Source organism: Endozoicomonas sp. 8E, assembly GCF_032883915.1.
Classification (GTDB): domain Bacteria; phylum Pseudomonadota; class Gammaproteobacteria; order Pseudomonadales; family Endozoicomonadaceae; genus Endozoicomonas_A.
Window position 1 is genome coordinate 6,797,797 of record NZ_CP120717.1, and the last position, 17,978, is coordinate 6,815,774.

At 45.8% G+C, this 17,978-nt stretch carries 13 protein-coding genes; 3 read left to right on the plus strand and 10 right to left on the minus strand.

Translation table 11 applies throughout. The features are described 5' to 3' along the window. Window positions 1-88: 88 nt before the first annotated feature. Genes P6910_RS24230 through P6910_RS24270 form a run of 9 tightly spaced genes read right to left on the minus strand, consistent with a single transcriptional unit; the run spans window position 89 to window position 14,342 of the window. Window positions 89-3,709 carry a hypothetical protein gene (locus P6910_RS24230; RefSeq protein ID WP_317143798.1) on the minus strand — a complete coding sequence of 1,207 codons (3,621 nt, stop codon included), beginning with the start codon at window positions 3,707-3,709 and terminating at the stop codon, window positions 89-91. Window positions 3,710-3,741: 32 nt separating this feature from the next. Continuing rightward, window positions 3,742-5,520 carry a hypothetical protein gene (locus P6910_RS24235; RefSeq protein ID WP_317143799.1) on the minus strand — a complete coding sequence of 593 codons (1,779 nt, stop codon included), beginning with the start codon at window positions 5,518-5,520 and terminating at the stop codon, window positions 3,742-3,744. Window positions 5,521-5,568: 48 nt separating this feature from the next. Further along, window positions 5,569-6,795, minus strand: coding sequence for a hypothetical protein (locus P6910_RS24240; protein ID WP_317143800.1), 1,227 nt, complete (start codon window positions 6,793-6,795; stop codon window positions 5,569-5,571). 48 nt (window positions 6,796-6,843) lie between these two features. Then, on the minus strand, window positions 6,844-8,121 hold the full coding sequence (locus P6910_RS24245) for a hypothetical protein (protein ID WP_317143801.1): 1,278 nt from the start codon (window positions 8,119-8,121) through the stop codon (window positions 6,844-6,846). A 41-nt stretch (window positions 8,122-8,162) separates the two neighbouring features. Further along, a complete protein-coding gene (locus P6910_RS24250; RefSeq protein WP_317143802.1) occupies window positions 8,163-9,740 on the minus strand; it encodes a hypothetical protein in 1,578 nt (525 codons plus the stop codon). Between the two features lie 48 nt (window positions 9,741-9,788). Next, entirely contained in the window at window positions 9,789-11,183 is a 1,395-nt protein-coding gene (locus tag P6910_RS24255) for a hypothetical protein (protein WP_317143803.1), read from the minus strand. 48 nt (window positions 11,184-11,231) lie between these two features. Next, window positions 11,232-12,095, minus strand: coding sequence for a hypothetical protein (locus tag P6910_RS24260; RefSeq protein ID WP_317143804.1), 864 nt, complete (start codon window positions 12,093-12,095; stop codon window positions 11,232-11,234). Window positions 12,096-12,142: 47 nt separating this feature from the next. Beyond that, the gene (locus P6910_RS24265) at window positions 12,143-13,201 is read right to left on the minus strand and encodes a hypothetical protein (RefSeq protein WP_317143805.1); all 1,059 of its coding nucleotides are present in this window, start codon (window positions 13,199-13,201) and stop codon (window positions 12,143-12,145) included. A 46-nt stretch (window positions 13,202-13,247) separates the two neighbouring features. After that, on the minus strand, window positions 13,248-14,342 hold the full coding sequence (locus P6910_RS24270) for a hypothetical protein (RefSeq protein WP_317143806.1): 1,095 nt from the start codon (window positions 14,340-14,342) through the stop codon (window positions 13,248-13,250). Between the two features lie 264 nt (window positions 14,343-14,606). Between P6910_RS24270 and add the strand changes: the two genes are divergently transcribed. Both add and P6910_RS24280 read left to right on the plus strand, forming a co-directional pair. Further along, entirely contained in the window at window positions 14,607-15,602 is a 996-nt protein-coding gene (add, locus tag P6910_RS24275) for an adenosine deaminase (RefSeq protein WP_317143807.1), read from the plus strand. A gap of 6 nt (window positions 15,603-15,608) precedes the next feature. After that, on the plus strand, window positions 15,609-15,863 hold the full coding sequence (locus P6910_RS24280) for a hypothetical protein (protein ID WP_317143808.1): 255 nt from the start codon (window positions 15,609-15,611) through the stop codon (window positions 15,861-15,863). A gap of 65 nt (window positions 15,864-15,928) precedes the next feature. Here the strand turns inward: P6910_RS24280 and P6910_RS24285 are convergent, their stop codons facing one another. Beyond that, a complete protein-coding gene (locus P6910_RS24285; protein WP_317143809.1) occupies window positions 15,929-16,939 on the minus strand; it encodes a 2-hydroxyacid dehydrogenase in 1,011 nt (336 codons plus the stop codon). A 326-nt stretch (window positions 16,940-17,265) separates the two neighbouring features. Between P6910_RS24285 and P6910_RS24290 the strand changes: the two genes are divergently transcribed. Further along, window positions 17,266-17,952, plus strand: a complete 687-nt coding sequence (locus P6910_RS24290; protein ID WP_317143810.1) for a hypothetical protein — start codon at window positions 17,266-17,268, stop codon at window positions 17,950-17,952. Window positions 17,953-17,978 lie beyond the last annotated feature (26 nt).

Consider the following 17,978-nt stretch of genomic DNA (forward strand, 5'->3'; position numbering starts at 1 on the left):
CGCGTCTGCCGCTTCGAAAAAGCCGCCCATACAGCCCTGTATGGGCGGCTTTGGTTTTCGATGGCTTTTTGACCTCAAAGGCAGCATTTTACTGCTGTGGCAGCAGCAGTGACTGTACCTTCAAAAGCCTGTCTTCAAGTTGTTGCTGATCCGCTTCCGACAGCTTCTCTCTGAATAAACCAACCACATCAAGAAGTGCCGTCCTGAAGGCTTCATTTTGCTGCGTCAGATTCTCATTTTCCTGCATAACAGGAGGCATTTCTTTTTCCAGACGGTATTCCAGATCCTCCAACCGGGTTCTCAGGTACCTCGTCTCTGTCTCCAGTTCAGCATTTCGAAGCCCGGTTTTGTCAGCAAATTCATTGGCTTCATCCACCTCGACCTGTTTCTCAAGCTCAATCTGCGCCTTAGCTCTGGTCAGTTTACCGACCTCTTCACGCCATTTTTTCTCTTCTTCTGCCCGATCGCTGGCAATGTGCGCAAATTGCTCACTTTCTGCCTTAACCTCTGTCAGCTGTTTTTTGATATCTGCCACTTCACGGGTGGCCTCACTGACTCGTTTTTTATGCTCTCGCTTTTGATCCTGAGCCATTTTGAGTTCCTCCTTGAGGTCTGACATCTGCTGCTCCAACTCATTCTTCTTCCTCATAAGATCCTGATACTCAAAGCGAGAGACACTTCGAGGACCCTGAGCCTGAAAATCGGTCAACCTGGTTTCACCGTCCATAGAAAGAGGTTGAAGTAAAGAATTGGGTTGATGTGTGGCGGTACTGAGACTGACATAGGCTCCCTGATCGTCAAACTCGACGCCGGACTCCCGGAAATCAAAACCAGGGTCAGCCCCTGGCGCCTGCCCACTGTTTTCCGACAAAACTTTCAACCTGTCAATTTCAGCCATGGCCTCGGCGTGCTTTTGCTGCAACTGCTGCAACTGGCTTTTGGCAGAATTGTAATCCAGCTGAAAGCTTAATTTAGCCGCCTCTTCTTCATGAAGCTTTTGCCTGGACTCGTCCAAATCCTGCCTGAGCCGCTCAAGCTGAGCCTTGCGTGCGCTTTCTGCCGCGGAAAGCTGAGCTTTTTGATCGGAAAACGCCTTTTGCTTTAGCTGCAGCTCCTGCTCAATAATATCCGCTTTTGAAGCTTTCTCCCTTAGCGTTGCTACTTCACTTCTCAACTCAAGCCGTTCTTTCCCGAGTTCCATTTTGGCCCTCTTCTGCTCATCCCTGAGTCGATAGACCTCTCTGGTGAGCGTGTCTACCTGTTGTTCAAGACGAACGGCATCACTCCTGAACTTTTTGCAGTCTGACTTGGCCTGAGCTGCTTCACTGATCGCTCTCTGTTCCGCTTCGGACACATTGATCAGTTCAGCTTTCACGGCAATGAGCTGTTGTTTCAATTCACTCACACTTCGCTCAGACTGGCTATAGTCCTCCTTGAACCGGGCCTCGGTTGTCAGCAATTCATCTTCAGCTTTCTCTTTGAGACGCCTTAGTTCAGAGACCTGAACGGTCAGAGATTCAATATGCTGGGTTTGCGAGCTCCGGGCCGACTGAGCCTCTCTGGAAGCCAGTTTCAGCTTTGTTTCTGATGCCAGCAGCGACTTTGCCAGATCCTCAACGCTCCTGGCCTGCTGGGCGAATTCCACTTCCGCTCTACGCTGCTCTTGTAAGATTGTTTGCAATCCGGCTTTCAGGGTAGCTACCTCTCCTTCCAGAGTTGCCCTGGCGGTATTCCACTCCCTGGATTGAGCGATCCAGGTTCTTACTTCATGCTCTTTCTTTTGCAGTGTTTCCTTTGCACTTGTCTCTGCCGTAGAAGCCTTTTGTAATTGAGACCGGGTCTGTCGCAGGTCAGCCTGAACCAGGGCGAGCATCTCTTTGTTGGCTTTCAGTTCAACTCCCTTGGCTCTGAGTTGCTCCAGTTCCGTGTTTTGCTGACCCAGCTGAACTTCCAGCGCTGAAATGCGACCGTTAGAGCCTTTTAGCTGAATTTGGGTATCCTTTAACTGTTTTTTCAGCTGCGTTTTTTGAGATTCAAGCTCGGTTAACCGCTCTTTACCCAGTCTGAATTCCTGTTCCAGCCTTTGACTTTTTTCAAAATACCCGGACGCTTTTTCACTCTCCTTTTTCATGGCACCGTTCAGGGACTCAAGCTGAGTCGACAGCTCAAGGTAATAAGCTCTTTCTTTCTCAAACTCTCCCTTCTTCTCTTTCAACTCCTTTTGAAGCTGGATATTGGCTTGGCTGGCCTTGATTCGTGCACCAGAGACCTCACTGGCGAAACGTGCTCTGAGCTGACGCACCTCAGTGTCAGAAGACAGCTTGTCGGCCTGCAATTTGTCATTGCGCTCTCGTGCTTCGCCGAGCTGGGCTTGCAGCCGTTGAATCTGAGATTGCAGGTAGTGCAAGCCTTTTTCGGTTTTCTTCGTCTCATCCATGACTTGCTTCATTTCTACGTGGTGGCTTTTCAACTGTTCTTCAATAGCCACAACTCTTGAATGGGCCTGATCTCGCTCAACCCTGATTCTCTTCAAATCTTGCGTCTGATTTTTTGTCAGCGTCTCTAACTGTTCACTTCTGAGTTGCAAGGCTGCAACCTTCTCTAAAGGTTCTGATACTGACTTAAGGCTGGCTTGTGCATTATGCAACTGTCTCTTCAAGCGAATGTTTTCAAGTTCTGTTTCAGACTGTTGCCCTTCCTTCCTGGTCTTGTCTCGTAACTGGGCGGTAAGCTGATTGAGCTGGAAATTCAGTTCGTCAGCCCGTGTGGATTGTGCAGTTTTTTCTTTATGGAGTTTACTAATAGCATCCTGGAAAATCTTTAAACGACGACGAGCCTCATGCAAATTCGTCTCCAGTGTGCCAGCTACCTCATTAACACGCCCCATTCTGTCTTGCTCGGTCAGCGCCTGAATCATTTGTTTTTCACTAAACTCAGCCTGTCGTGTAAGCTCCTGATTTTTTCTATCCAGGTCATGAGCTTCCTCATCTTTAGTTGCCAGCAACAAGGTCTTCTGACGCAGCTCATCTTTAAGTGAGCGAACGTGGGTAATCAATGCCTGTGCGAAGTTAGCTCTTGAAGGATCTTGATCATAAGCTTGCAAATGCCTCTGATCTCTCTGCTGGATATCAGCAAGGAAGCTTTCTTTTAATGTATCGAACTCATCCAGAAGTTCATTGGTCATTAGCTGTAACGCTTGCTGATCCTTGCGCTGACTTTCTAACACGGTTTCATAGAAGGGAATATCGTTACCTAATGCATCTTCAGTCTGTTGCGCAGCTTTCAAAACTTCACAGTAGTCACTATGGAGCTGACAGATAAGCTGGTAATACTCATGGATGCGCGCGTCCATTTTCTTCAGCTCAGCCTGAGTTTCAGCATCGCTGGCCTGGGCTGGCTGAAGCGAATAGGTTGGCAAAAAACTACCGAACCAGGATGAAGATGGCTCCACCCCTACCGTCCGGTCCCCCAGAGATTTACCGCCATTCACAAAACGACTATGCTCGGGTCGGGCAGGCAAGGTTGATAAAGTCTTTCCTGCCAGCACCATGCTTAAGTTGCCTTTAGAGGCACGACAGCGTCTCCATGCGTACTCCACAGCATGACCCGGATCCTTGCCGGGTTTCTCTCGTGTTATCTGTCCCCCTTCTCTCACCAAAAGTTCAGATTGAATCAATGCTGTTGCTGGGTTATGTATTGGACTGGTCATAGTAATACTCCTTTTACTTCATTAAAAAATTCTTAAACCGTTTGACTATCACTCCGCCTGATCAGGGGGCTTTCATCTCCGCTTGTCGGGTTGTCCTGTATAAACCTGCCTGGCAGGGCTCTGAGGGTTTCAATCTCCCTTTCCAAAGCTGCCCTGTCGGTCTCCCACTGTCGGGATCGGTTGACCCAGGCAGTGACTTCATCCTCTTTTTGTTGCAAAAGAGATTGAGTCCGTTGCAGGTTATTCTGAAGCTCAGTCAGTGTATTTTTGGGCACCACATCAATACCCTTGGCGGTGAGCTTTTTATGCATATTTTTCAACTTCTTCAGCATACGAGCTTTTTGACTTTCAACTTCAGACAGTTGCTCTTGTGTGGCTTTAAGCATGGTGGCCTTCTGGCGTAAGTCATTCTCAAGTTGCTCAGTCGGCCTCGATTGTTCCAATCGTTCTAAACGGGCTCTGATATCGTCATCCTGATGAGAACCTGCAGTATGCTGAGCTTTTGATATACGCCAATTTAGATGGTCAGCCTGTTCCTGGTTTACTTTTATGGTCTCTTGATAGGCACGATTAAGTACGTCTTTTTCTGCCTGGATTATTCTTATGGTTTCTTGATAGCCACGATTAAGAACAGCATTTTCTTCCCGGATTGTTCTTATGGATTCCTGATAGTTACGGTTAGCTTCTGCTAAATCCTTTTCCAGCTTCTCAGCCCGTTTGGTTAGCGCACCTTTGTCTTCATGGATTTTTCTTTCGGAGCCAGTATTAGCTTTGGCCAATTGACTCTTCAGTTGCTCATTCTGACTGGATAGATCAGCATTTTTTGCCCTGATTCTTAGTACGTAAGATTCAGAGTCTTCTAAGCGCCTTCGAACTTCTCGCAAATCCCTGCTCTGATTGTTATTCAATTCTTCTAGCTGAACTATTCTTTCACTTTGATCTCGAGAAGACTTTACGATGCGATTAGCCGATTCTAAGTCCTGCAACAGCTTTAGAATCTGTTGAGGATCCGAAAATTTTTTCAGCCCGATTTTGGAAAAGGCATGAGCCAACTGCTTTTTTTCTTCCCGGACGGTTTTAAGTTCTTTCTGAATCGATGTTGAATTACTATTAGCATTTCTTATGTCATTCTCTAATTGTCTGACTCTTTCATCAGCAATCGCCTTAATTGATTGCTGGTCACGAGCTCGGTTCAAATGCTCTTTGCTAATCTTAGCCTGTTCTTTAAGAAAGCTGATGTCTGCACACAGTTCACGGACTTCACGATCTTTGGCCTCAAGCATTTTGGTTTGTTTCTGCAATTTATCAGCCATTAACTGTAATTCTTGCTGCTCCTTATGCTGGCTTTTAAACGCTTCTTCATAGAAGGGAATATCGTTGCTCAATGCCGTTTCTGTCTGCAAAGCAATTTCCAGCGTTTTAGTGAGCTGGCTATGGAGCTGGCAGATGCGCTGATAATACTTCTGAAGACGCTCATCCATTTTATCCAGCTCGGCCAGGATTTCAGTCTTACTGGCCTGGACAGGCTTTCCTGAATCGGTTGACGAACGTTGCCAGAATGAAGAAACTGCCGCTGTCCGCGACTTCAGACTTTTAAAACGGCCAGGCACAGGAGCTTCAGGCAAGGCGTCCACGATCGTAGCTTCGCGCATCTTGCTTAATATCTCTGTAAGAGCTTTGCATTGATGCAATGAATAGATCGCAGTATGGCCCGAATGCTTGCTGGGCAACTCAGATGCCACCTCAACATCTTGATTAAGCAAAATGCCAGATTCCAGTGGACGGTTTGCTGTGCCTGCTGGTGTTGCCATTGTATTACTCCCTTTACACTATGCAAAAATTCATAAGCCGTTTGACTGTTAACGAGCCTGATCCGGAGAGGCTTCCATTTCTACTGTATCCTCCCGGCGTAACTCATCCTCAGGTTGCTCAATCCGTCTGGGTTGATCTTTTAGTTCTACCCCGGCGTTGATAAGCTCTTTCCGATAATAACCAGCTTCATTCTGAGCAAGCGATAAGCGCTTCTCCAGATCGTCAAGCTGTCTGGATAGACTGTATTTTTCTGCACGCGCCTTTATTGCTGCGCTTTCATGAGCCATGGCGTTATGATTAGCTCTTTCCAGACTCTTCTCCAGTGCCTGAATCTGTTTGTCTCGTGCATGTATTTCATTCCGTGTATCGACCACGTAATTTTCAGCAAATTTCAAGCGTTGCCTGGTGACTTCTAAAGATCTCTCCAGATTTTCAATCGATTTGGATAGTGCAGTTTTTTCTTTAAGGATTGTGCTTAAGGTATCCTTATCAACATTTGGATCAGGTTGAACTTTTTCAGCTTTTTCTTGCCGGAGTGTATTTAGCTCTTCCTGCATCGATGTTGAACGACGATTAGCTTCTCTTAAACTGTTCTCTAATCGTCTGACTAATACATCTGTATGGATGTTTATGTTTTGCTCACTCTGTAAATTGAACGCCTGATTCTCGCTGTCTTGAAGCTTTCTTGCAAGATCCTTATTTTTTCTCACCAGTTCATCTACTTCCTGATCTTTGGCTTCAAGCATTTTGCTTTGTTGCTGCAACTTATCAGACATTAACTGCAATTTTTGCTGATCCTTATGCTGGCTTTGATATGTTCTGTGGTGGTAGGTATAAAGGCTATCCAATGCAGTTTTACTCTGTAGAGCAACATCCAGAGCTTTACAGTACTGACTATGGAGCTGGCATAAGCGCTGGTAATCTTCCTGAATACGTTGATCCATTTCATCCAGCTCAGCCAGGATTTCAGTCTCACTGTCTTCAAGCTTTCCCGAATCGGTTAACGAGCCCTGCCGGAATGAAGAAGCTACCACTGTCCGGAACTCGAGACTTTTAACACGGGAAGGCCCGGGGGCAGGAGGCAACTGGTACTGGTTCATGCCTTCGCGCAACCTGCTGAATGTTTCCAAAACTTCAGTGCATTTACGCAATGAATCCATCACAGAAAGGCCCTGATGGTTGCTGGAAACTTCAGGTGACATCGCAACATTTTCATTGACCCCTGGGTCAGATACAAATGAAGGTCCTGCTGGTGATTTAATTGGGTAGGTCATAGTAATACTCCTTTTACACTATTAAAAAATTCATAACCCGTTTGACTGTTAACGTGCCTGATCCGGGGAGGCTTCTGTCTCTTCTATGCCCTTCTGGCGTAACTCATTCTCAAGTTGCTCAATCCGTCTGGATTGCTCTATTAATTTTATCTGGGCATCGATAGCCTTTTTCTGATAATAACCTGTTGCATGCTGAGCAATGGATAAATGCTTCTCCAGATCGTTAAGCTGTCCGGATAGCCTGTGTTTTTCTGCACGCTCCTTTTTTACTGCGCTTGCATGCTCACTTGCGTTACGATCAGCACTTTTCAGACTCTTCTCCAGTTTCAGAAGCTGTTTGGCTTGTGCATACATTTCATTATTCATATCGTTCACGAGATGTTGAGCAGCTTTCGAGCGATCCCTGGCGTCTTCTAAAAGTCTCTCCAGATCTTCAATCCGTTCGGATAGTGCAGTTTTTTCTTTAAGGATTGTGCTTAAGGTATCCTTATCAACATTTGGATCAGGTTGAACTTTTGCTAAATCCTTATCCTGCTTGTCAGCAGGTTGCGATTTTTCAGTTTTTTCTTGCCGGAGTGTATTAAGCTCTCCCTGCATCGATGTTAAACGACGATTAGCTTCTCTTAAACTGTTCTCTAACAGTCTGACTGTTGCATCATTACGAGTGATTATGTCTTCCGCATTCTGCAACTTGAACAATTTATTTCTGCTGCTTTCAAGCTCTCGTGTAAGATCCTGATTTTTTCTAACCAGTTCACCTACTTCCTCATCTTTGGTGTCAAGGATTTTGTATTGTTCTTGCAACTCACCAAACAGTGACCCTATTTCTTGCTGATCATGACTCTGCCTTTCCATCGCACCGTTGTAGAAGGGAAAAATGATCTTCAATTCCTTTTCAGTCTTTAGAGCAACATCCATAGCCTCAGAGTGCTGACTATGGAGCCTGGAGAGCTGCTGATAATCCTCCTGAGTTCGTCTATCCATTCTCCCCAGCTCAGCCAGAATTTCAGCCTCTCTGTCTTCAAGCTTTCCTGAATCGGTTGACGAGTCACACCGCAGTGAAGAAGCGACCACTTTCCGTGACATCAGACTTTTATCACCGTAAAGAAGCTGGCAATGCTCAGGACGGTCAGGCAACTTTTCCACGGTCATGCCTTTGCGCAACAGGCTTAATGTATCCATAACAGCAGAGAATCGATGCAATGAATCCGTTGCAGAACTGTCCGCACATTTGCAAGGCGCTTCTGGTGGCATCTCAACATTTTCATTGACCTTGGGGTCAGATACAAATGAAGGTCCTGCTGCTGATTTAATTGGGTAAGTCATAGTAATACTCCTTTTACACTATTAAAAAATTTATAAACCGTTTAACTATTATCCTGGGAAACTTCCATCTCCTCTGACTGGTTGTTCTGTAATAGCATGCTCAGTTTATCCATCAGATTTTGAATCTCTTTTTCCATAGCCGCCCTGGCGGTGTTCCACTGTCTCGATTGATTGATCCAGGCGATCACCTCATCTTCTTTCTGTTGCAAAAGAGACCGGGTCTGTTGCAGGTCATTCTCAAGCTGAGAGCGCTTTTCTTTTTCAGCGTTGAGACTTTCTCGTGAATAGGCCAACTGTCTCAGCAAAACATTGTTTTCAAGTTCCAGTTCAGACAGTTGCTCCTGATTGTAGTCACGCGCTGTGGTTTTTGGATCTGACTCATTCTCACGTTGGCTCGCCCCCCTGGATTGTTGAGCTTTTTCTTCCTGCATTTTGTTTAAGAGAGCCAGATGAGCATCTGAACAACGACGGGCTTCTGCTAACTCCCCCTCCAGCCTTTCAGCCCGTCTGGACAACACATCGTTATTTTCTTGCATTGCTTTTTGCATTTTTTCTGATTCAACTTGCTGACTATTTGAGAACCTTTCAGTTTCTAATAACTTCTGCTTCACTCTGAAAAGCTCTTCGTATTGTTTACCTTTTTCTTCCTTCAGCATTTTAACCTCTCTGAATAGTTCATTTTTATGTTCCCTTGTTATTTGTAAGGAATGCTGATCGCGACGAGCTTGTGCTAACTCCTGATTCAACTTCTGAAAACCTTGTGTCCTCAGACGTTCATGAATATTGCGAAGGGCAACTTCAGCGCTGTTTTTTTCTATTCGAACTTCGTCAAGCTCTTTCTGCATGAGCGTTACACGTTCATGAGATTCTCTCAGCTCGTTCTCTAATTGTGTGACTAATTCAATAGTTTGAATGGTTCTGACTTGCTCGCCCGCTGCCTCAAACGCTTTATTTTTGCTATGTACAGCCTGCTGCGTAAGCTTCTGGATTTTTTTATCCATTTCATGAAATTGCCGATCTTGGGCTTCAAGCATTGTCGTCTTCTGATGTAGTGCACTCTCAAGAGAATCCAAGTGTGCAGTCAAAGCCTGAGAGAATTTACTGCCCATTACCGGTAATGCTTCCTGATCCTTATGCTGACCTTGTAACACTCCGATATAAAAGGAAATATCGTTTTCTAATGAATTTTCAACCTGTCGAGCGACATTCAGAGATTCACAGAGCTGACTGCGAAGCTGGCAGAGGCGATGGTAGTACGCCCTTCTTTCTTGATCCATATTTGCCAGTTCAGCCCAGACTCCATAGCCATTGGCTGCGTTAATCTTGCTTAAAACGCCTGGCCTGTTCTCAGTACTATCCTTGAGGAATGGATGCGCTGACACCGTCCGACGATCCAGACATTTAAATTCACTCAAAAGACGGCACGGCAAAGGGTGTTCAGGTAACTCTTCCACAGTGATCCCTTTACGCATCTTGCTTAATGGATCTGAAAGAGCACTGCATCGATATAATGAATATTCCGCAACGCTGTCGGGATGGTCGCCAGACATCATATCTTTGATCTGAACACCCGGGTCAGTTATGTGCGCAGAGGTTGCTGCACCTGGTGGATTTGCCATTGTAATACTCCTTTTACAACGTTAAAAAATTCACAACTATTTTGACTGTTAACGAGCCTCATCCAATGCAGCTTCAGTATCTGTCGTCTGGTTGTCAATTGAGAGTGCTCTCAGTTTAGCCCTCAGGGTTTTCATCTTTTTTTTCATCACTGCCCTGTCAATATCCCACTGTATGGATTCAGTGTCCCATGAGCTCAGTTCAGCCTTTTTCTCTTCCAGTTCACTCTGAAGCTGAGAGAGCATCTTTTTGCTCTTTATCAATTCAGGCTCTCTGATCCTGTGAAAGTTAGATGAATGATTCAGAAGTTTCATAAAATGAGCATTTTGACTTACTGTATTGGAGAGTTGCTTTTGTTTGCCTTCAAGCAGTGCGGTTTGATGATGTAACTCATTCGTTAGTTCCTCAACCCGTCTGGATAGCGCATCTTTTTCATCACTGAGTTTTTTTTTGATAGCCTTATCAGTCTCGAAGCGAAATTTATTTTGTACTGCAAGCTTCCTCAGTCTTTTAACCTTATTGGATTGTGTCTGATAGTCACTTTTATATCTTGCTACACATTTCCTCAGGTTTTTAATCCGTTTGGATTGTTTCTCAGTTTGTTCTTCAAGTTCTCTAACGATCTGGTTTTCTCTATCCGAACGTCGTGCATATTCTTTTTTCAATAACGCCAGATAATAATCATTATCTTTTGATATTTTATTTTTTTCTTTCTCGGTTTCGCTAAGGATGCTAGACATCCTCGATATACGACTACGGTATTCACTCACATGCTTCTCTAAATTTTTAATTTTTTCATCAACAAGCGCCTTTGCTTCTTGCTCGTCATGCAGTCGCTTCATTGGCTTTTTGATCTCTTCAAGCGGTAGTGTAAGCTTCTGGAATTTTCTAGCCGGTTCAGAAACCTCCTGATCTATGGCCTCAAACATTTTGGTTTTCTGATGCAGCTCATTAGTCGTTACCTCTAATGCTTGCTGATCCTTAGGCAGACTTAAAAACGCTTTCGTATAGAAGAGAATATCTTCTTTCAATATAGTTTCAGTCTGCCTGGCAAATTGTATAAATTCCATTAACTGCGAGCGGTACTCACAAAGGCGCTTGTAATCATTCTGAATACGTTCATTCATTTTCTCCAGTTCAGCCTCGATTTCAGCCTCACTGGCCTCGCTAACTTTTCGCAGAATAGTTGTCGGGCCCTGACAAGATGAAGAGACTTCCACCTCTCGGGTCTCCAGACCTTTACGACAAAAAAGGCTATTTTCCGGAGGGGCAGAAAAACCCGACATGATCGAGTCTTCTTTCGGTAATTTCTCTAATACATCTCTACAAACATAGCAACGACGCAATGCATATCTCACAACGCCGTCTGAATGGCCCCATGGCGTCTCAGATCTGATCGGGTTATGTCCGAGTGGACTCATTGTTAAGCCGAGTGAGTTGGCCATTGTAATACTCCTTTTACAACATTCAAAAATTCATAACCCGTTTGCCTGTTAACGAGCCTCGTCCGGTCCAGGTTCCATTCCTGCTGTCTGGTTGTCAGTTGAGAGTGCTCTCGGGGCTGCGTTTGCAACCCGGGCACTCACTTTATCCTCTCTCTCTTGCAAAAGAGCCTGGGTCTCTCGCAGATCATTCTGTAGCTGAGACAGCGCCTCTTTGGGTACCACATCAGCGCCCTTGGACGTTAGCCTTTGATGCATAGCTCTTAGCCTTCTAAGCAATTGAACGTTTGTGGTTTGCATGTCAGACAGTTGTTTTTCTTTGGCATCAAGCACTGTGTTCTGCTGATGTAACTCCTTCTCTAACTGTTCATTCCGTCTGGATAGCACAGCTTTTTCATGCTGAAGTCTGTAAAACTCATTCTCCCTGTCATCCTCACTGTGACTGAGTAACACTCGCTCATAATAGAAATCAAAGTCTTTAATCAATGCCGATTCAGTATCCTCAACAAGGTCCATAACTTCAGTGAACTTTTTATGGAGCTTGCAGAAGCGCTGATAATCTCCCTGAATACGTTCATGCATTCTTTTCAGCTCAGCCCGGGTTATCTCCAGCTCAGCCCGGGGTCCAGCCTCACTGTCTTCGGTAAGCTTTCGTGATGCAGTCGACTCCTGCAGGGATGAAGAAACATCCACCGTCCGTTTTTGTAGACGTTTACCACCCTCCAGAAGCGTGCAATGTTCAGGTGGGGGAGGTAAAGTCAGGCAGGTCATGTTCAGACAAATATTGCGTAATGCTCTTTGATGATCACCGCATCGACGCAATGCAAACATCGCAGTGCCTCTGTGCGTCTCAGGTAACTCCTGAGCGAGGTCGGTTTTTGCTGAAGAATTTCCTGCGTCAAATGGACTTATCATGTAATACTCCTTTTACAACATTAAAAAATTCACAACTATTTTGACTATCAATGAGCCTCATCCTGTGCAGCTTCTATCCCTGTCGTCTGATTGTCAGTTGAGAGTGCTCCCGGGGTAGCGTTTGCAACCGGGGAACTCACTTTATCCTCTCTCTCTTGCGAGAGAGACCGAGTCTCTCGCAGATCATTCTGTAGCTGAGATAGCGGCTCTTTGGGTGCCACATCAGCGCCCTCGGACTTTGCCCTTTGATGCATATCAGTTAACCTTCTGATCAAATCAACGTTTAGAGCTTCCGCTTTAGACAGTTGCTCCTGTTTGGCTTCAAGCATTGTGTTCTTTTCATGTAACTCATTCTCTAATTGTGCATTCCGTCTGGACAGCTCAGTTGTTTCTTGCGGATCTTCAATAAAGGCATGATCAGGATGAGCTACTTGTTGTCGAGCTTCTAATAAATCTCTCTGAAGCGAGTCAGCCCGAACGGATAGCGCAACGTTTGCAAACCGGAGTCTGTGAAGCGCTGCCTCCGTGCTATTCTTAGGCTCCATTGGAAACGCTTCCCGATAATAAAACTCGAAATCTTTATCCAATTCCAATTCAGCCTGGGCAACATGTGACATAGCTTCGTAGTACTTTTTATAGAGTTCGCAGTAGCGCTGATGACCCTCCTGAACACGTTCATCCATTCTTTTCAGTTCACGCTGGGTTGCTCCCAGTTCAACCCGGGTTGTTTCCAGTACAGCCCGGGTTGTTTGCAGCTGATCCCACATAGTGTGCAGTTTATGCTGGATTTTTGGGTATTTATCCCGGATATCAAACTTATAGTATTTGAAACAGTTATCTGAATCGGTTGACTCCTGCCGGGATGACGAAGCTTCCACCTTCCGCTTTTCCAGACGTTTACCACCCTCCAGAAGAGGGCAATGCTCAGGGGGGGTAGGTGAACGCGGGCGAGGCGAGTCCAGCCAAATCTTGCGTAATGCCCGTTTATGATCCCCGCATCGATTCAATGCATACAACACAGGTTCTTCTTTGGGCGTCCCGGTTGACGTTTGAGCATTCAGTTGGGTACTTGTTGAAGGACTACCTGTGCCAAATCGATTTATCATTTACTACTCCTTTTACAACATTAAAAATTCATAACTGGTTTGACGATTAACGAGCATCCGTGGAGGCTTTCGTCTTTGCCGTCGGGTTGTTAACCGAGAGTGCTCTCAGGTTAGTTCTCAGGATTTCAATCTCTCTTTTCATTGCAGCCCTGTCGATATCCCATTGTCTGGATTGGGCATATTTTTCTTTCCTGATTTCGAAAATGGTATTATTACATTCATCTATTTGTAGATAAGCTGCTGATAAATCTTTCTGCAGTTTGTCAGCCCGTCTGGATTGTTTCTCTTTTTCAATCCGGGTTTCTTCTTTGATATCATGATCAGCTTCAACGCGACGGATGTATGCTTCTATAGAATCTTCCCTCCGCTTAATAAGCTTGGATAATGTATCTTTTTCTTTCTGCATTTTGCCAAGTTCGTACTGCATATCTTTTATACGACTGTCAGCTAATTTCAGACGTTTCTCTAAATTCATGACTTTTTCATCAACGGGCGACTTTATTTCTTGCTCGCCCTGTGGTCGATTCATTGGCTTATTGCTATCTACAGGTTGTTGCATAAGGTTCAGGATTTTCATCTCCAGTTCAAGAGCCTGCATATCTTCGGCCTCAAACATTTTGGGTTTCCCATTCAGCGCAACAGCCTTTGATTGTAATTCTTGCTGATCCATATGCGGACCTGCTAAAGCATTCTTATAGAAGGAAATATCTTCACCCAATGCCATTTCAATCTCTAAAGCAACAGCCAAAATTTTGCTTAACCGCCGACTATGCTCACAGAGGCGCAAGTAATTCTCCGGCGTACATTCAACCATTTCCTTTCGCTCAGCCTGAATTCCAGTTTCAGTGGTCTCGCTAATCTTTTGTGGATTGGTTAACGAGCTCTGACTGGATGAAACAGCCTCTATCGACCGGGCTTCCAGATGTTTTTCAACCTTCGCAGAAGAGTGTCTAAGAGGCGATGGAGCAATTGGCAACCCGAAATCTGTCGTAAACTTTCTTAATTTGTCTATATATGCACTGCATCGATGCAATGAATACATCGCAGTAGTACCTCGGTGCTTCACGGGCATTTCAGGTGTCGTCTGAACATTCAGGCCAGCCAATGATGAGGGGCCCACTGCACCTAATGGATCTGCCATAGTAATACTCCTCTGACAACAATTAATTTAATAAGTCATGTATCTTTTGACTCTGGCCAGCACGGCTTGTTCCCCTGCTAGATCCTGAATAACTTTGTTGTTAGCCATTCTGACAAAATTTCCCCGGCCAATAGGGAAATCCGCTACTCTCGACTTAGACTTATGACTGATTCCCTGTAATATTCATTCCCTCCGACACCGCATTATGTAATGGTCCCGGGCTTAAGCGACGCGGACCCTGAAATTGATGAGAGCAGCATTAACATGATTGACAAGTCCATCCCCCTCACCGACATCCATCGTCATCTGGACGGTAATATTCGCCCCCGGACCATTCTGGAGCTGGGCCAGCAGCACAATCTGGAATTACCCGCCAATAATCTGGAAGATCTGATTCCCCATGTTCGGGTTATGAGCAATGAGCCTGACCTGGTGAGTTTTCTGACCAAGCTGGACTGGGGTGTAAAGGTTCTGGCAGATTACGACGCTTGTCGTCGAGTCGCCTATGAGAATGTTGAAGACGCCCTGAATGCCCAAATTGATTATACTGAGCTGCGCTTCAGCCCTTACTACATGGCCATGACTCACAACCTTGATCCTCAGGGTGTGGTCGAAGCGGTCGTGGACGGTGTTCAGGCCGGTAGCCGTGATTTTGGGGTCAAAACCAACCTCATCGGTATCATGAGCCGTACTTTTGGCCAGGAAGCCTGCCAGCAGGAACTGGATGCCTGTCTGGCCTTCAAAGACAGACTGGTTGCGATTGATCTGGCCGGCGACGAGTTCGGCAAGCCGGGTGAGCTGTTTGTCGAGCATTTCAAACAGGTTCGTGATGCTGGCCTGAATGTCACGGTTCATGCGGGCGAAGCAGTGGGCGCCGAAAGCGTATGGCAGGCTATTCGTGATCTGGGTGCCACCCGAATTGGCCATGGTGTCAGAGCCATTGAGGACCCGGCGCTGATGGATTACCTGGCCGAGCACCGAATTGGTATCGAGTCCTGCCTGACTTCAAATATCCAGACCAGCACTTTCCCAAGCATTGAAAAGCACCCGCTCAGGAAATTCCTGGCACACGGCGTGCTGGCCACCATCAATACCGATGATCCGGCGGTGGAAGGCATTGAGCTGCCTTATGAGTATGAAGTCGCGGCGCCTGCCGCTGGTCTCTTGCCTGAGCAGATCCGCCAGGCCCAGGAAAATGGTTTGGCCATCTCTTTTTTGAGTGACGCTGAGAAAGAAGCGCTCAAAGCCGCCAAACACTAAGTGAGGGTGTCGCAAAACTCTCTCCAGCGTGGGAACGAGTTGACTCCCGTCATTCACGGCTTTATTCCCGTCATTCCCGGCTTCATTCTCGTCATTCCCGGCTTCATTCTCGTCATTCCCGCGAAGGCGGGAATCCACACTGACTCACCACCAGAACCATACTGCCCGGTGCCCCCCTGGCCTTGTCATCCCCGAGAAGGCAGAGACCCACTGTTGGCGCTGGATTCCCGCCTTCGCGGGAATGACGACTTCAGAGCGTGAGAACGAGCTGTTGAAGTTTTGCGACACCCTTTAAGTGTGTGGGTCGGGTCACACTGATCCGACCTTCAATGCTGATCTGGCACTTCTCTGACTATTTCGTTGCCAGAGGCTTTTCCCTCGAAAAAAGCTCTGGCATTGCTCAGTGTGGTTTTGGCAATGGCCATCAGCGCCTCTTCGGTAAGGAATGCCTGGTGGCCGGTAAAGATAACGTTGTGACAGGCTGAAAGGCGTCTGAAAACATCGTCCTGAATCACCTCATCGGACAGGTCTTCAAAAAACAGATCCTGCTCGTTTTCGTAAACATCCAGCGCCAGTCCACCCAGAATCCCTTTTTTCAGAGCGTCCATTGCTGCCACTGAATTCAGCAGTTTACCCCTGCTGGTATTGACCAGTAACACTCCGGGTTGCATCTGGTTAAATGCGTCCTCATTGATCATGTACTCGTTGTCTTTCGTTAAAGGGCAGTGCAGGGTGATCAGCTTGCTTTGTTGCAACAGCTGATTCAGGGAAACATAATCTCCGCCCAGATCTTCAAAAGCCGGGTTCGGATAAGGATCGTACCCCAGCAGTTTGCAACCAAAGCCTTTCAGAATACGGGCAGCAGCCAGACCGATTTTGCCCGTGCCAATGACCCCTGCTACACGACCATGGAGGTTAAACCCTGTCAGCCCTTCCAGTGAGAAATTGGCATCCCGGGTTCTCTGGTACGCTTTATGGGTTTTGCGATTCAAGGTCATGATCAGGGCAATGGCGTGCTCAGCCGTGGCCTCGGGAGAATAAGCCGGAACTCTTGCTACGATGATACCCAGCTCTTTTGCCGCATCCAGGTCAACATTGTTAAACCCGGCACAGCGCATAAGCAGAAGTCTGATGTTGTACTCCGCCATGACACTCAGAACCGGCCGACTTAGATCGTCATTAACAAAAGCGCAGACGGCATCACCTGCCCTGGCCAGGTGAGCGGTTTTTTCATCCAGTCGCATATCAAAGTATTCCAGCTCAAAGCCGAAGTCGGCATTGTACAGGTCAAAGGATTCACGATCGTATTTTTTGGCATTAAAGATACAGATTTTCATGATCGGTTGGTTCCTCTTTTCACTGGCATGAGCAGTTAACAGCCATGAGCTCTGGGCTGCTGATAAGGATCATAGCGGAGTTTTTTTAGTGAAAATAGCCTTTCTATGCCAACGTATGGCAGCTCTTCCGCGCTGTGGTCTGATTTGAATCTCCCGGGTTAGCCGGGCGGGTCGGGTATCGCTGATCCGGCCTTAAACGCCAGGAATTTTGCGACACTGATCAGCAAGCAAAACATAATGTTGCGAACTGTTCTGATGTGAACGTTTGAAATTTGAATCTTTTCTACTACCTTTTCCAGAGGATTTTATTAAATGATAGGGATTTTATGAAAACTATATTTTTTGGGGCGATGCTGATTATCGCCGTGACGGGCTTCTGTTCAGAAGAAAATGAATCTATTTGTGTTGATAACCGATTTTTTTTCCAAATCAATAACCCCGATGACTATGAAGTGAATATCAAATTTTTGGACGAAAGTTCAAATCTGCTTTATGAGCATGACTTATTCAATGGATTACATCCTGGTGCTATAACGAAAAAAGTATTGATTGATTTTTCTTCTCGGGTAATAACGGTGAAATCAATTTTGTTAAATGGCAATTCCAAGGTTATAGCCAAAGAAAAGGAAAGTGATAAAGATGATAAAATTGAAGAAATTTTACCATCGAACTATCTAATTACCATGACTCGCACCAGCGATCATGATACTGAATTGATCTCCAATCAGTGTTATTCATCTAATGATCAGGAAAAGGTTGAGATACTACAAGCCTCTACAAATACTTTTCTAAATCAATTAAACATTTTTGAATTGAATATGAGACTTTTTGGAGCCACTGAGATAGATGAAAGTAAAAAGGAACAGTTGTTTAACGAGAAAATTCATTCTCTTGGCTATAAAAAAGATGCCTGTGGCAGATATGTTCATATTAACAGTTCATCATCAAATTTAGACGACTGCGTCAGTATTGCTATCCCAGTCCTGCCAGAGCCCGGGTTGCCGTTAAGATAAGGTGCTCTGTAGGGGACAATTCTCTA

Excerpts from the sequence above, each read along its gene's own strand:
- P6910_RS24255 (WP_317143803.1), bottom strand. The coding sequence starts at position 11,183 with ATGGCCAACTCACTCGGCTTAACAATGAGTCCACTCGGACATAACCCG.
- P6910_RS24235 (WP_317143799.1), bottom strand. The coding sequence starts at position 5,520 with ATGGCAACACCAGCAGGCACAGCAAACCGTCCACTGGAATCTGGCATT.
- P6910_RS24265 (WP_317143805.1), bottom strand. The coding sequence starts at position 13,201 with ATGATAAATCGATTTGGCACAGGTAGTCCTTCAACAAGTACCCAACTG.
- P6910_RS24260 (WP_317143804.1), bottom strand. The coding sequence starts at position 12,095 with ATGATAAGTCCATTTGACGCAGGAAATTCTTCAGCAAAAACCGACCTC.
- P6910_RS24290 (WP_317143810.1), top strand. The coding sequence starts at position 17,266 with ATGAAAACTATATTTTTTGGGGCGATGCTGATTATCGCCGTGACGGGC.
- P6910_RS24230 (WP_317143798.1), bottom strand. The coding sequence starts at position 3,709 with ATGACCAGTCCAATACATAACCCAGCAACAGCATTGATTCAATCTGAA.
- P6910_RS24270 (WP_317143806.1), bottom strand. The coding sequence starts at position 14,342 with ATGGCAGATCCATTAGGTGCAGTGGGCCCCTCATCATTGGCTGGCCTG.
- add (WP_317143807.1), top strand. The coding sequence starts at position 14,607 with ATGATTGACAAGTCCATCCCCCTCACCGACATCCATCGTCATCTGGAC.
- P6910_RS24285 (WP_317143809.1), bottom strand. The coding sequence starts at position 16,939 with ATGAAAATCTGTATCTTTAATGCCAAAAAATACGATCGTGAATCCTTT.
- P6910_RS24250 (WP_317143802.1), bottom strand. The coding sequence starts at position 9,740 with ATGGCAAATCCACCAGGTGCAGCAACCTCTGCGCACATAACTGACCCG.
- P6910_RS24240 (WP_317143800.1), bottom strand. The coding sequence starts at position 6,795 with ATGACCTACCCAATTAAATCACCAGCAGGACCTTCATTTGTATCTGAC.
- P6910_RS24245 (WP_317143801.1), bottom strand. The coding sequence starts at position 8,121 with ATGACTTACCCAATTAAATCAGCAGCAGGACCTTCATTTGTATCTGAC.